This window comes from Rhodococcus sp. KRD175 (assembly GCF_017168275.1).
Lineage (GTDB): Bacteria > Actinomycetota > Actinomycetes > Mycobacteriales > Mycobacteriaceae > Rhodococcoides > Rhodococcoides fascians.
Map to the genome: position 1 here is coordinate 371,478 of NZ_JABFAQ010000005.1, position 13,168 is coordinate 384,645.

The window sequence follows — 13,168 nt, forward strand, 5'->3', positions numbered from 1 at the left end:
GTAGGTTCGTTCACGTGCGAGTAGCGATGATGACCAAGGAATACCCGCCGGAGATCTACGGTGGCGCAGGAGTTCATGTCACGGAGTTGACTGCGCAGCTGAAGTCGCTGTGCGAGGTGGACATCCACTGCATGGGAGCTCCGCGCGACACCGCACAGGTGCACGATCCCGATCCTGCACTCGCCGGAGCCAACGCAGCACTGACGACGTTGTCGGCGGAACTGCGGATGGCCAACGCGGCAGCGGGAGCGGACGTGGTGCATTCGCACACCTGGTACACCGGCCTCGCCGGTCACCTCGCCGCCGAGCTGTACGGCGTTCCGCACATCCTCACCGCGCACTCGCTCGAGCCCCGGCGGCCGTGGAAGGCCGAACAGCTGGGCGGCGGTTACCGCATCTCGTCGTGGTCGGAGAAGAACGCGGTGGAATACGCCGACGCCGTCATCGCCGTCAGCGAGGGCATGGCCAAGGACGTGCTCGACGCTTATCCGCGCCTCGACCCGAGTCGAGTCCACGTGGTGCGCAACGGGATCGATACCGAGCGGTGGTACGCAGATCACGGCACGTCGACTCTCGACGAGATCGGGGTGGATCCCAACAAGCCGATCGTCGCGTTCGTCGGCCGCATCACTCGGCAGAAGGGCGTGGGTCACCTCATCGCCGCGGCACACCATTTCGATCCGTCGATTCAGCTCGTCCTGTGCGCAGGCGCGCCCGACACTCCGGAGATCGCCGCAGAAACCGAACGCGCAGTGGCGTTATTGGCCGAGCAACGCAGCGGGGTCTTCTGGGTCAAGGACATGCTCCCCACCGACAAGATTCGCCAGATCCTCTCTGCCGCAGCGGTATTCGTCTGCCCATCGGTGTACGAGCCACTCGGCATCGTCAACCTGGAGGCAATGGCCTGCGAAACCGCGGTCGTGGCGTCGGACGTCGGCGGCATCCCCGAGGTCGTCGACGACGGCCGCACCGGACGGCTGGTGCACTACAACTCGTACGAGCCCGACGTCTTCGAGCGAACCCTCGCCGACACCGTCAACGAGGTCGCTCTCGACCCCGCACTGGCGACGGCGATGGGGAAGGCCGGCCGCGAGCGGGCCGTTGCCGAATTCTCGTGGGCGTCGATCGCGAAACAGACCCTCGCCGTCTACAACGACGCGCTGGCGCGTCGGGGCTGAGAGATCTTTCGGTAGGTCGACACCGTCACCGACGCGGTGACCGGGACGGTGTCGGGCAAATCCTTCAACGCCGCGGACCGCGCGTGGGGGTCACCGTGCCGAATCGACGGCCCCATACCGATGAGTTCCTCGATGTCGTTGTGCGAGAGCATCATCGAGTACTCGAGCGGGGTCTCGGCCACCGACTCGAAGAGACCCGACAACGACTCACCGAGCCGACGGGTCTTGTCCTCTTCGACGCCGATCAGCCCCAGCGGCCCGCGCAGTTCTCGCTGATGCCGCGACGTCGGCGTGACGACCACCAACGTGCCGTCGTCGCCGAGAACTCGATGCAGTTCACCGGCGTTGCGCGGCGAGAACACACACGTCACCGCAGACACGGCACCCGCCCGAATCGGTAGCCCGCTCCAGATGTCCGCGACGACGCACCCGAGCCGCGGATGCGACCGCGCGGCTCGGCGCGCCGCGAACTTGGACACGTCCACCCCGACCCCCAGCGCGGCCGGACGCGCGTCCAGGACACCTGCGAGGTAATACCCGGTGCCGACCCCGACATCGAGGACCACGTCCGACTCGGGCGGAACAGCCGCCGACACCGCCGCCGCGATGGGCTCGAAATGACCGCCACCGAGGAACTTCTCACGGGCTGTGACCATCTCGGCCGAATCACCGGCGAACTTGCCGCCGTCGCCTGTCAACAGGCTGACGTACCCCTGCCGAGCCACGTCGAACGAATGACCACGATCGCACCACAGACTTCGATCGGTCTCACCGAGACCCAGGCCCGACTCGACCTCACGGACGCGGCACTGTGGGCAGACCAGCAGATCGACGACGTCGGTCAGCATCGAGCACCTCTTTCACATCGAGACAGATTCTCCGGCACTCCCCCGGAAACGACCTGCCGATCACAACACCGCTGATGACAACACAAAGCCCCGCTGGCCGGTGCGGCGAGCGGGGCTGAGCGATGATCGATCGACGTGGCGATCAGCCGGTGACGCCCTTCAGTTCGTCACCGAGTGCCGCGGCCTCGTCGGGGGTCAATTCGACGACCAAACGGCCGCCCCCCTCGAGCGGGACACGCATGACGATTCCTCGTCCCTCTTTGGTTGCTTCGAGGGGACCGTCCCCGGTCCGGGGCTTCATCGCCGCCATCCTCTGCTCCCTCCAGATCTGCGCCCACCTGCTCGGCGCCTCGGCCTAAAAGATAAATTCGTCGCGGGGCGACGGAGTGTCCTGTGCCATTCTTCCCTATCGCCGTCGATGGGGGGAACCTGAGTCGGTATTCGTGACCTGCACCCAACACCTCGACAGGTGATCGTCGACCATTCCGGTGGCCTGCATCAATGCGTAGGCGGTAGTCGGACCGACGAACCGTAGCCCGCGGCGTTTGAGCTCTTTGGCCAACGCCGTCGATTCGGGTGTCGACGCGGGCACGTCGGTGAACTCCGTGAGCCGCTGTGACCTGGGCTCCGGCGCGAAAGACCACAGCAGAGTGTCGAGATCGGTGTCGTCGAGGTCGACGATCGCGCGAGCGTTGCTCACCGCCGCCTCGATCTTGAGCCGATTCCGCACGATCGACGCGTCGCTCATCAATCGCTCCACATCGGCGTCGTCGAAGCGGGCCACTGCGTCGGGATCGAATCCGGCGAAAGCAGTGCGGAAGCTTTCCCGCTTGCGCAGGATCGTGATCCACGCCAGGCCCGACTGAAACGCTTCCAGACACAGGCGCTCGTAGAGCTCATTGCGGCCGTGCAGCGGCTGCCCCCACTCCGTGTCGTGATAGGTGCGATACAGCTCGTCGTCGGTGGCACCCCACGGGCAGCGCAGCTTGCCGTCCGGCCCCGCGACTGCGCTCACCGTTCGTCCGACTCGACCGTGCCTGTGACGCCCGAACTATCCGTGAGGCCGGCACTGTCGGTGAGGCCAGAACTATCCGTGAAGCCCGCACTGCCGGGCTGCCCCGACAGCGGGGATCGAGAACCTGACTCCTGCGCCGCGGACAGCCGTGACCGCAGCATGTCTATCTCGCCGCCCAGGCGCTCGAGAGCCCAGTCGACTTCGCTGGGCTTGTAACCCCGCAACGTCTGCTGGAACTTCAACGCGCGCACATCGGCACCAGTGACTCCTTCGGCCGGCAGCACTGTTGCGGTGGTTCCCTCGGGCAACGGCCCCAGCTCTTCACCGCGACCGAACACCGCTGCGGCGATGAAGAACAACGCCGCAGCGACGACTGCAATGACGATGATGTAGATCAACAGCGTCAACATGCCACGATCTTGTCACGGCTGTCCGACACGTCGGCCGGACGCACCTGGTGGTCGGTCAGATCAGCGAGTTCATCGCCGGTCGATCGGCCAACGACACTTCGGTCGAGAACGGCTCGAACGAATCCCCTGCCACGCGGAACTGCATCAGTCCGGCACCGGAATCGACCATGCCGCACCGGTTGAGCATCGTTCCGACGATCTGCCGACTCATCGCCCCGAGTTCGACCAGCGGCCGATTGCGATGCTTTCGCACTCCCAGGTTCACCTGTCCGATGGCCTGCAGACCGAGCCGGTCGTACGTGTCGAGAAGCAGGCCGATCTCCACCCCGTAACCGGGCGCGAAGGGCACCGCCGACAACAACTCACGAGTGCCCGCGTACTCCCCGCCCAGCGGCTGAATCACGCCGGTCAACTCCGGGCGCAGCGCCGCGAGCAAGGGTCGAGCCACCAACTCGGTGACGCGTCCACCGCCGTTGGCGTCCTCGGTGCCACTGACGCGAAGTGGACGTCGGTAGTAACCCTTGACGAGATGAATGCCGTCGCCCATCAGCAGTGGTCCCAGCAGTTTCGGCACGAACGCGGGGTCGGGATTGATCAGATCGGAATCGACGAAGGCGATGAGATCACCCGTCGACGCCGCGACCGATCGCCACAGCACCTCGCCCTTGCCCGGTACCGGATCGAGCCCCGGTACTGCCTCCTCTCGACTGATGACACGGGCACCGGCCGCTTTCGCGCGCACTGCCGTCTCGTCGGTCGAGCCCGAGTCGAGCACGATCAGTTCGTCGACGAGGCCACCGAGCAACGGGTGGATGGTGTCGATGACGGCAGCCACCGTCTGTTCCTCGTTCAGCGCCGGAAGCACCACGGACACCGTGCGGCCCGCCTTGGCGGCCTCGAGCTCGGCGATGGTCCATTCGGGGGTGTCCCAGCTGTTGGTCTCGGACCACATTCGGGTCACGTCCGTTCGATCGGCCAGTGTCATGCCAGCCCCCTGACCGTCCGCGCCGGGGTTCGTCGTCCCTGGATCGCTGCCACCATGTCGACGACTCTTCTGGTCGACGCAACCTCGTGCACCCGGAACATCCGGGCTCCGCCTGCTGCGGCCAATGCTGTCGCTGCCAATGTTCCCTCCAACCGGTCGGCGAGCTCTACCCCTAGAGTCTCGCCTACGAAGTCCTTGTTGCTCAGCGCCATGAGCACAGGCCACCCGGTGTTTACAAGAACGTCCACGCGACGCAACAACTCGAGCCCGTGATAGGTGTTTTTCCCGAAATCGTGGGTCGGATCGATCAGAATCGAATCTTTCTTCACCCCCTCCGCGACGGCATTGTCGGCAGCTGCGGTGACTTCCGCGACCACATCGGCCACGACGTCGGTGTACCGAACCCGGTGCGGACGGGTCCGCGGAACGGCACCGCCGGTGTGCGAGCAGACGATCCCGACTCCCTCGGCAGCGGCGACGCGCACCAACTCGGGATCGGCTCCGGCCCAGGTGTCGTTGATCAGATCGGCTCCCACACCGCAGGCCAGGCGAGCAACCTCGCTACGCCAGGTATCGACACTGATCAGCAGATCCGGATACGCACCCCGGATCGCTTCGACGAACGGCACGACGCGGCGGATCTCCTCCGCCGCGTCGACGAGATCACCGGGGCCTGCTTTGACGCCGCCGATATCGACCATGTCGGCACCCTCGGCAACAGCCCTGTGCACGGACGCCATCGCTGCATCGTCGGAGAAATTCGCGCCCCCGTCGTAGAACGAGTCGGGGGTGCGATTGACGATCGCCATGACCAGAGCTCGATCGTCGGCGACCGGCTTACCGCACAGAGTGCTCATTCATCCATAGTGGCATTTCGGCGGAGGTGCCCGAGCGCGATGGTGTCGGCACCCACATTCGCCCAGTGCCGGGCACCACGTCCGTCGGCGTCGAGCTCGATGACGTGGAACTGTTCGAGCGCAACGGGCAGCCCCGAGGATGGCACGCCGAACAGAGGCGAGCCCGTGTGGGTTCCCTCCATCTCGACCCGCGCGGCGATGCGGTCTCCTTCCCCGAAGAGATCACCGATCGTCACGCGCAGGTCCGGCATCGCAGAACGGAACATCGCGATCGCGCCTTTGAGGTGTGCCGCCATATCCGGTTCGTCCTGTCCGAAAGCGTGCCGGTCGACAGCGCTCGGCGCGAGTGCTGCATCCACCGTCGAGAGATCACCCCGCCCGAATCCGTCCTCGAAGACCCGTCCCACTCGATCTTTCGCCTGTTGGATATCCATGACGCCCCAATTCGTTCAAGTGGCACTCGGATCAATATGCATATACTCGACCCGATGACCGAAAACGTCAAGAGGACCTACAACTCCGCCGTGCGGCAACAGCAGGCCGAAGGCACCCGACTCCGCATCATCGAGGCCGCGCGCGGACTCTTCCTCGCCCACGGATACGGCACAACCTCGGTCCCGTCGATCGCCGCCGCGGCAGGTGTCTCGGCGGACACCGTCTTCCACGTCTTCAAGAACAAGCGCACGCTGCTCAGAGAAATGGTGGATCTGGACATCGGCGGAGACACCGACCCGACGCCGATCATGCAGCGCTCATCAGCATCGGCCGTGCGCGACGAACTCGATCAACGCACGCAGCTCCGCATGTTCGCGTCAGGAATCGCCGAACAGGTCGCGCGAATCAGAGCGGTCGACGACATCTTGCTCAGCGCGGCTGCCGTCGACGAGGACATCGCAGCACTACGACGCGATATCCAGGACCGACAACGCAGATCGGCGATGATGCAGATCGCCGAGTGGATCGGGGCACGTGGAGATCTGGCCGTTGACCTCGAAACGGCAGGAACCACCATCTGGGCCCTGACCAGCCCCGAAATGCACCGAATGTTGTGCGAGCGGTCGGGCTGGACGACCGACCGCTACGCACGATGGCTCGAGGCCACCCTCGCCTCGAGCTTGCTGGTTACCCCATAGGGGCCTTGCCGGCGGCAACCTCGTCGACGTAGCCGTCGTAGAACTTCTCGTAGCCACCGGACTTGCCGCGCAGCACGTGGAGTTCGCTGTCACCGTCTTCCTGGAACCCCAGCTTGCGTAGAGCGACCTTCTGGCTCTTGAACGTCGAGGTTTGCTCGAGGCTGTCGACGATGCGTACGAACAGCGGCACCGCGTAGGTCGGCAGCTTGCCGTAGAGGTGCTCGGCGAACGACTTACCGTCGAAGGACTCACCGTCGCGCAGTGTCACCGCAGCCATACCGGCCTTGCCGTCGGCACCCTCGATATCGACGCCGTAGACGACGGCCCCGTCCACTGCCGGGTGGCTACCGAGTGCACCCTCGACCTGGGTCGTGGCGACGTTCTCGCCCTTCCACCGGAACGTGTCTCCGAGCCGGTCGACGAAGGCGACGTGCATCCAGCCCTGCTTGCGAACGAGGTCGCCGGTGTCGAACCACGCGTCACCGTCCTTGAACCCGTCGCGCACCATCTTCTTCTCGGTGGCCTTGTCGTCGGAATACCCGTCGAACGGAGCCCGGTCGGTGATCTTGGACAGCAGCAGGCCCACTTCACCGTTGCCGACCTTGCGGAGCTTGCCGTCGTGGCCGCGCTTGGCCTTGCCCGACTCTTCGTCGTACTGCACCACGGCATACGGCAACGGGCAGATTCCGGCAGTCTTCTTCATGTTCAGTGCGTTGATGAAGGCGATGTTGCATTCGCTGGCACCGTAGAACTCCGCGACGCGGGAGATACCGAAACGCTCGGTGAACTCCTCCCAGATCTCCGGTCGCAGTCCGTTGCCGACGATCAGCTTGACCGAGTTGTCCCGGTCGGAATCCTTCTTCGGCTGCGTGAGCAGGTACCGGCAGAGCTCACCGATGTAGGTGAACGCCGTGGCCTTGTTGACGCGAATGTCTTCCCAGAAGTTGCTCACCGAGAACTGCTTACCGATGGCCATCGTCGCGCCGCCGGCGAGCACCGAGGACAGCGTCACCGTCAGCGCGTTGTTGTGATAAAGCGGAAGGCAGCAGTAGATGACGTCGTCGCCGCGCAGTCGCACGCCCATGTTGCCCAGGCCCGACATCGACTTGAGCCAACGGAAGTGGCTCATCAGGCTGGCCTTGGGCATGCCCGTCGTTCCCGAGGTGAAGATGTAGAACGCCTTCTCCTTGGCCTGGATCTCCGCGGTGACCGACGGGTTGGCCGTCGACGCCTTCGCGGCCAGCTCGCCGAGCTCCTTCAGCGGCAACACCGACCCGACCTTGGGCTCGCTGTCCAGAGAATCCAGCGCTTCCTGCGCGTTCTCGTCGAGGACCAGCACCTTCGCTTCGAGAATTCCGAGGCTGTGCTCGAGCACGTCGCCGCGCTGGTTGTAGTTGAGCATGCCTGCGGTGGCACCGAGCTTCACGGCAGCCAGCGCCGCGAACAGCGCCTCGGGGCGGTTCTTGCTCAGCACACCGACGACGTCGCCGCGTACGACACCCCGGTCGGTGAACACTGCGGCGTACTGATTGACCAGCGCGTTCGCGTCCTTGTAGGAGATCGACTCACCCTCGAAACGGACGAACGGTCGAGTGCTGTTCTTGGCTGCCGCGTCCTGGAAAATCAGTCCGATGGAGACCTTGTGGTCGGGCTTGCGGGTGAAGCCCGCCAGCCCCTTGAGCAGGCTCGGCACCTCCGTCACCATTTTCGGCAACGCGACCGCGAGGTCGGTCACTCCGATTTTCTGACGGGCATCGACAGCCATGAGCTCCCCTTTGAGACGATGTGAGATAACTAACCCTACTAGAGAGTAACAACTTCCAGCACTTCGTCAGGCGGGCTCGGTTAGTGAACTTTCACAACGCGCCGCACACGTCCAGGGCCTCGTCGACAGAAGTGGTGCGCACGAGCGCGTCGAGGGCTCGTTGCTGCACGAACCCGGTGGATCTCAGACCGTCGATCCACTGCATCAGGCCGTCGAAGTGCCCGAACGGATCGAGCATCACCATCGGCTTGCTGTGCATGCCCAGATAGCCGGCCGTCCACGTCTCGAAGAGTTCTTCGAGCGTTCCGATGCCGCCGGGCAACGTGATGAACGCGTCGGCTCGGTCCTCCATGATCTTCTTCCGCTCACGCATCGTGTCGGTGACGATCAACTCGTCGGCATCGACGTCGGCGACCTCGCGGTGCACGAGCGCTTTCGGGATGACACCGACGGTGTTGCCTCCGGCTGCGCGTGTCGCCGCGGCCACCGCGCCCATCATCGAGACGTTGCCGCCGCCCGATACCAGCTGCCAACCACGTCGACCGATCTCGGTACCGACCTCACGCGCCAGATCGATGAACGACGCGTCGACCGGTCCCGATGCGCAGTAGACACACACGCTGATCCCCGAAACGCCGACCGGCTGCACGCTCACTGCTGGGCCTCCCGGACGATGCGGACGGCCTCGTCGACGCTGTCGGTGCAATGGATGAGGTCGAGGTCCTTCTCGGACACCTTGCCTTCTTTCACGAGAGTGGTCTTGATCCAGTCGAGCAATCCCGACCAGAAGTCCTTGCCCAGCAACACGATCGGGAATCGTGTGACCTTCGCGGTCTGCACGAGTGTGAGCGCCTCGAAGAGTTCGTCGAGAGTACCGAAGCCTCCGGGCAGGCACACGAACGCTTGGGAGTACTTGACGAACATGGTCTTGCGTACGAAGAAGTATCGAAAATTGACACCGAGATCGACCCAGTCGTTGAGGCCCTGCTCGAACGGCAGCTCGATGCCCAGTCCGATGGAGTACCCGTCGGCCTCGCTCGCGCCGCGGTTCGCGCCCTCCATCACACCGGGACCGCCGCCGGTGATCACGGCGAAGCCTTCGCGTGCCAGAGCAGCTCCGAGTTCACGCGCCCGCTCGTATTCGGGATGGTCGACGGGTGTGCGCGCCGAACCGAACACCGTCACCGCTCGCGGCACCTCGGCCAGAGCACCGAAGCCTTCGACGAATTCGCTCTGAATGCGCAGCACGCGCCAGGTGTCCGAGTGGATCCAATTGCCGGATCCGCGTTCGTCGAGCAATCGTTGGTCCGACGTGGACGTCTCGGTGTTTCGACCGCGGCGAAGTACGACGGATCCCTTGTGTTTGGCAGGCTTTTCGCTGCCGATCTGTTCGAAACCACTGGGACCCTCGACGCTGTTCATGGCGTTCAGGCTATCCGGCGGAGAGGTAGCTCCGTAGAACCTGTGTGACGTGGGTGATCTGTTCGACCGGGACGCGCTCGTCGCGCTTGTGGGCGAGGTTGGGATCGCCCGGTCCGTAGTTGACCGCGGGTATGCCGAGGGCGGAGAACCGGGAGACGTCGGTCCAGCCGTACTTGGCCCGGAACTGTCCTCCCGCTGCCTCGATGAGGGCAGCGGCAGCGGGCTGGTTCAGCCCGGGCAGCGCACCCGGTGACGAGTCGGTCACCTCGAACCCGAGATCGAGTCCGTCGACCACCTCACGAACATGCTCGACGGCCTCGTCGACGCTGCGGTCCGGCGCGAAGCGGAAATTGACGTCGAGCTCGGCGGCATCGGGGACGACGTTGCCCGCCACCCCGCCGGCGATCCGAACAGCTTGCAGCCCTTCGCGATACACACATCCATCGATATCGACACTGCGAGCGTGGTAGGCCGCCAGGCGATTGAGCACCGCGCCGAACTTGTGAATAGCGTTGTCGCCCAGCCAGGACCGGGCACTGTGCGCTCGGGTTCCCGACGCCGTCAGCCGAACACGCAGTGTCCCTTGGCAACCGGCTTCGATGAACCCTCCGGACGGTTCGCCCAGAATCGCGACATCGGCGTTCAGCCATTCGGGTAGCTCACGCTCGATGCGACCGAGACCGTTGCGTGAGGCAGCAATCTCCTCGCAGTCGTAGAACACCAGAGTCAGGTCGTGTGCCGGGTTGTCGATCGTTGCGGCGAGGTGAAGAAACACCGCATCGCCCGACTTCATGTCGACGGTCCCGCAGCCGTGCAGGATGTCTCCCTCGGCGCTCTCGTGCTCGCGCCTCGACGGGACGTTGTCGGCAATCGGCACGGTGTCGAGATGACCGGCGAGCATCACCCGTGAACCCAGCCCGCGGTTGGTTCTCGCCAGGACGGCGTTGCCGCTGCGAATGATCTCGAAGCCAGTGGTCTGCTCGCGGAGTGCTTGCTCCACCTCGTCGGCGATACGCGCCTCGTCCTCACTGACGCTGGGGATGTCCACCAGCGCTGCGGTGAGGTCTATCGGGTCGGCATGCAAATCGAGCGTCACGGCGACAACCCTAGGCTTTGGCCCCCGGAATCTCGCGGACCACGCCGTCGAAGCCTGCGCCGAACAATCTTCCGCTCGAAAAGCCCTGCTCGGAGCGACCGTAGGAGACGACACTGGTCAACCGAGTACCGGTACCGATCACGCAGGTGACCCCCGGTGCATCGATGCGGACGACGGAACCGCCTGCATTGAGCGGCACCACTGGACGGCCGGCGGCGTCGAGAGTGAGACCGTCCGGGGCAGCCAACGAATCGAGCCCCTTCAGATCGAGCAGGTCTTCCGGTGCCGACGGATTCGCAATCGGGATTCGACTGACGCCCGCGTTCACGAACGTCCGAGAGACGTAGAGATATTTCCCAGCGGCATCGAGCACCGCGCCGTTGGCGCTCGGCAAGCGCGCCCAGCTCGGGTCGACAGAACCGTCGGGGCTGATGCGGCCGATGAGCGCACCGAAGTCGTTGGTGGCGTAGACGGTTCCGTCCGCAGCAACGGCGAGTCCATTGGCAGCACTGAGTCCCTTCGCAAAGGGAGTGACGGCAAGTGTGTCGGTGTCGAGTCGAACGATGCCGGCGGCCTTGACGACGTCTCCGACGAATACACGGGGATCGGCACCGTAGCCGACCAGGAGCGTCCCGTCGGGCATCCACGCCAGAGCTCCGCCGCCGCCGCTGGGCACCTTCGCAATGGGATACGCAGGCTGTCCAGGTGCGTCGATGCGGTACACCCGGCCCGAGACAATATCGGTGACATACGCGCGGCCCGACCCATCGACGGCAAGGCCCTCCAGCGCAGCCCCCGGAATTTTCGCGACCTCTGCCGACTTCCCGCCGACTCCGGCGCAGTTGGGTGCGGCAGTGGCGGTGCCGGAACCGGCAACTACGCCGGTCACCGCCAGGAGTGAAGCAGCGACCACCGAAATTATCGAACGCATAGCTATTGACCTGCTCGAACTCATGGAATCCCCCGCCTACGGCGACCCCCTGTCAGCCGATGGGCATTTTTACCACGCCTCGGCGACAGCCAAGCCGAAAGCGACTCCAAGAATGATGGTCGAAGCGAAGGTTGCCACCAACCCGGTGAACGACATCCCGTCGGCCATCATCGACACTGCTCCTCTTCCGAGCGAAATCCTGCGGGTGGTCATTGTCGTCACTCTGTCAGCCCACCGGCCCCGGGCCGGTCTCCGCGAATCCCGATGTGGTCACGCTCGTCAGTCGAACGGATAACGAACCGCCGTCGTGACCGAACCGGCGACTACCGCCGGTCGGTGTGCCCGGAAATCACCTGGGAACCTGCGGCACCCAGTCACCGAACCACGCACGACGCACCACCGCGTATTCTTCGAGCCGTGAGTGCACAGGGAGCAACAGCAGTAGGTATTGCCAACATCACGACGTCGGGCGTAGTTCTCGACACCTGGTTTCCGAGCCCGGAGTTCGGGTCGGGACTCGAGGCCGGCACGACTCGACTCGAAGGATCGGACATCCCCGCGGAGCTGGCCGCGCTGGTCGGTGCGGACGAGGCGCGCGGCGTCGAGGTCGTCGCAGTGCGCACCAACATCGCATCTCTGGACGATGCTCCGATCGACGCCCACGACGCGTACCTACGACTGCATCTGTTGTCGCATCGCCTGGTCGAGCCGCACGGTCAGAATCTCGACGGACTGTTCGGACTGCTCGCCAACGTCGTCTGGACCAACTTCGGACCCGCAGCGGTCGAGGGCTTCGAGACTGTGCGTGCGAAGCTACGTGCCCGCGGCCAGGTGACGGTGTACGGCGTGGACAAGTTCCCACGTCTGGTCGATTACGTCGTTCCCACCGGCGTCCGCATCGCCGACGCCGACCGTGTGCGCCTCGGTGCTCATCTGGCCAGTGGAACGACGGTCATGCACGAGGGCTTCGTCAACTTCAATGCAGGCACGCTCGGTAACTCGATGGTCGAGGGACGCATCTCCGCGGGCGTCGTGGTGGGTGACGGTTCCGACGTGGGCGGCGGTGCGTCGATCATGGGCACGCTGTCCGGTGGCGGCAAGAACGTCATCTCCGTCGGCAAGAGCTGCCTGCTCGGTGCCAACTCCGGACTCGGCATTTCACTCGGTGACGACTGCGTCGTCGAGGCGGGGCTGTACATCACCGCCGGAACGAAGGTCAGTGGACCGGATGGAACTGTGGTGAAGGCGGCGACGCTGAGCGGCAAGTCCAACCTCCTGTTCCGTCGTAACTCGCTCTCGGGTGCGGTCGAGGTTGTGCCGTGGAAGGGCACCGGCGTCGAGCTGAACGCTGCGTTGCACGCCAACGACTGAGAGCCTGATCGACTCCAATCGATTAGTCGGACAATCTCTTCCAGCCCCGCACCGTGTTTTCGGTGCGGGGCTGGTGTATTTGTGTGGGGCTGGTGCGTGTTTGCGCGGACCTATGCGATGTGGGGGCCGGCTCGGGCGTGGGATGGCCTGGGTTGTC

General features: G+C 64.7%; 16 protein-coding genes. 3 read left to right on the forward strand and 13 right to left on the reverse strand.

Annotated elements, in window-relative coordinates:
- The first annotated feature begins 14 nt into the window (after window positions 1-14).
- Window positions 15-1,178: a glycogen synthase gene (gene glgA, locus J1M81_RS09880; RefSeq protein WP_206497984.1), complete on the forward strand. Its 1,164-nt coding sequence runs from the start codon at window positions 15-17 to the stop codon at window positions 1,176-1,178.
- On the opposite strand, the gene J1M81_RS09885 is transcribed toward glgA, so the two are convergent.
- The 7 genes from J1M81_RS09885 to J1M81_RS09915 all read right to left on the reverse strand — a co-directional run bounded on the left by J1M81_RS09885 (window position 1,148) and on the right by J1M81_RS09915 (window position 5,727).
- A complete protein-coding gene (locus J1M81_RS09885; RefSeq protein WP_032400860.1) occupies window positions 1,148-2,026 on the reverse strand; it encodes a putative RNA methyltransferase in 879 nt (292 codons plus the stop codon). The two genes, glgA and J1M81_RS09885, sit on opposite strands and share 31 nt — an antisense overlap.
- A gap of 142 nt (window positions 2,027-2,168) precedes the next feature.
- Window positions 2,169-2,336, reverse strand: a complete 168-nt coding sequence (locus J1M81_RS09890; RefSeq protein WP_008714277.1) for a DUF3117 domain-containing protein — start codon at window positions 2,334-2,336, stop codon at window positions 2,169-2,171.
- A 96-nt stretch (window positions 2,337-2,432) separates the two neighbouring features.
- Window positions 2,433-3,041 carry a DNA-3-methyladenine glycosylase I gene (locus tag J1M81_RS09895; RefSeq protein ID WP_032383847.1) on the reverse strand — a complete coding sequence of 203 codons (609 nt, stop codon included), beginning with the start codon at window positions 3,039-3,041 and terminating at the stop codon, window positions 2,433-2,435.
- Entirely contained in the window at window positions 3,038-3,451 is a 414-nt protein-coding gene (locus J1M81_RS09900) for a DivIVA domain-containing protein (RefSeq protein ID WP_052055088.1), read from the reverse strand. Before J1M81_RS09900 ends, J1M81_RS09895 begins: the two co-directional genes overlap by 4 nt.
- 55 nt (window positions 3,452-3,506) lie before the next feature.
- Window positions 3,507-4,436 (reverse strand): glucosyl-3-phosphoglycerate synthase, encoded by a 930-nt coding sequence (locus tag J1M81_RS09905; RefSeq protein WP_032386312.1) that lies wholly within the window; start codon window positions 4,434-4,436, stop codon window positions 3,507-3,509.
- The gene (gene folP / locus J1M81_RS09910; RefSeq protein ID WP_032375486.1) at window positions 4,433-5,293 is read right to left on the reverse strand and encodes a dihydropteroate synthase; all 861 of its coding nucleotides are present in this window, start codon (window positions 5,291-5,293) and stop codon (window positions 4,433-4,435) included. Before folP ends, J1M81_RS09905 begins: the two co-directional genes overlap by 4 nt.
- Window positions 5,290-5,727, reverse strand: a complete 438-nt coding sequence (locus tag J1M81_RS09915; protein ID WP_032375485.1) for an ester cyclase — start codon at window positions 5,725-5,727, stop codon at window positions 5,290-5,292. Before J1M81_RS09915 ends, folP begins: the two co-directional genes overlap by 4 nt.
- A gap of 54 nt (window positions 5,728-5,781) precedes the next feature.
- On the opposite strand from J1M81_RS09915, the gene J1M81_RS09920 reads away from it, so the two are divergent.
- Window positions 5,782-6,426, forward strand: coding sequence for a TetR/AcrR family transcriptional regulator (locus J1M81_RS09920; protein WP_051365251.1), 645 nt, complete (start codon window positions 5,782-5,784; stop codon window positions 6,424-6,426).
- On the opposite strand, the gene J1M81_RS09925 is transcribed toward J1M81_RS09920, so the two are convergent.
- The 6 genes from J1M81_RS09925 to J1M81_RS09950 form a co-directional block, all read right to left on the reverse strand.
- Window positions 6,416-8,191 carry a long-chain-acyl-CoA synthetase gene (locus J1M81_RS09925; protein ID WP_032400861.1) on the reverse strand — a complete coding sequence of 592 codons (1,776 nt, stop codon included), beginning with the start codon at window positions 8,189-8,191 and terminating at the stop codon, window positions 6,416-6,418. The two genes, J1M81_RS09920 and J1M81_RS09925, sit on opposite strands and share 11 nt — an antisense overlap.
- Before the next feature lie 91 nt (window positions 8,192-8,282).
- Complete coding sequence (locus J1M81_RS09930; protein ID WP_283348153.1) at window positions 8,283-8,846, reverse strand: TIGR00730 family Rossman fold protein; 564 nt, start codon at window positions 8,844-8,846, stop codon at window positions 8,283-8,285.
- Window positions 8,843-9,613, reverse strand: a complete 771-nt coding sequence (locus J1M81_RS09935; protein WP_051365252.1) for a TIGR00730 family Rossman fold protein — start codon at window positions 9,611-9,613, stop codon at window positions 8,843-8,845. Before J1M81_RS09935 ends, J1M81_RS09930 begins: the two co-directional genes overlap by 4 nt.
- A 10-nt stretch (window positions 9,614-9,623) precedes the next feature.
- Window positions 9,624-10,709: a succinyl-diaminopimelate desuccinylase gene (dapE, locus tag J1M81_RS09940; protein ID WP_032365377.1), complete on the reverse strand. Its 1,086-nt coding sequence runs from the start codon at window positions 10,707-10,709 to the stop codon at window positions 9,624-9,626.
- A gap of 10 nt (window positions 10,710-10,719) precedes the next feature.
- Window positions 10,720-11,640, reverse strand: coding sequence for an SMP-30/gluconolactonase/LRE family protein (locus J1M81_RS09945; protein WP_366237711.1), 921 nt, complete (start codon window positions 11,638-11,640; stop codon window positions 10,720-10,722).
- Between the two features lie 69 nt (window positions 11,641-11,709).
- Window positions 11,710-11,853, reverse strand: coding sequence for a hypothetical protein (locus J1M81_RS09950; RefSeq protein ID WP_155289653.1), 144 nt, complete (start codon window positions 11,851-11,853; stop codon window positions 11,710-11,712).
- 204 nt (window positions 11,854-12,057) lie between these two features.
- On the opposite strand from J1M81_RS09950, the gene dapD reads away from it, so the two are divergent.
- Window positions 12,058-13,011 (forward strand): 2,3,4,5-tetrahydropyridine-2,6-dicarboxylate N-succinyltransferase, encoded by a 954-nt coding sequence (dapD, locus tag J1M81_RS09955; RefSeq protein WP_032375480.1) that lies wholly within the window; start codon window positions 12,058-12,060, stop codon window positions 13,009-13,011.
- Window positions 13,012-13,168 lie beyond the last annotated feature (157 nt).

Coding starts and splice junctions, on each gene's coding strand:
- J1M81_RS09950 (WP_155289653.1), bottom strand. CDS start 11,853: ATGACCACCCGCAGGATTTCGCTCGGAAGAGGAGCAGTGTCGATGATG.
- J1M81_RS09900 (WP_052055088.1), bottom strand. CDS start 3,451: ATGTTGACGCTGTTGATCTACATCATCGTCATTGCAGTCGTCGCTGCG.
- folP (WP_032375486.1), bottom strand. CDS start 5,293: ATGAGCACTCTGTGCGGTAAGCCGGTCGCCGACGATCGAGCTCTGGTC.
- J1M81_RS09935 (WP_051365252.1), bottom strand. CDS start 9,613: ATGAACAGCGTCGAGGGTCCCAGTGGTTTCGAACAGATCGGCAGCGAA.
- J1M81_RS09905 (WP_032386312.1), bottom strand. CDS start 4,436: ATGACACTGGCCGATCGAACGGACGTGACCCGAATGTGGTCCGAGACC.
- J1M81_RS09920 (WP_051365251.1), top strand. CDS start 5,782: ATGACCGAAAACGTCAAGAGGACCTACAACTCCGCCGTGCGGCAACAG.
- J1M81_RS09945 (WP_366237711.1), bottom strand. CDS start 11,640: ATGCGTTCGATAATTTCGGTGGTCGCTGCTTCACTCCTGGCGGTGACC.
- J1M81_RS09885 (WP_032400860.1), bottom strand. CDS start 2,026: ATGCTGACCGACGTCGTCGATCTGCTGGTCTGCCCACAGTGCCGCGTC.
- J1M81_RS09890 (WP_008714277.1), bottom strand. CDS start 2,336: ATGGCGGCGATGAAGCCCCGGACCGGGGACGGTCCCCTCGAAGCAACC.
- J1M81_RS09915 (WP_032375485.1), bottom strand. CDS start 5,727: ATGGATATCCAACAGGCGAAAGATCGAGTGGGACGGGTCTTCGAGGAC.
- J1M81_RS09925 (WP_032400861.1), bottom strand. CDS start 8,191: ATGGCTGTCGATGCCCGTCAGAAAATCGGAGTGACCGACCTCGCGGTC.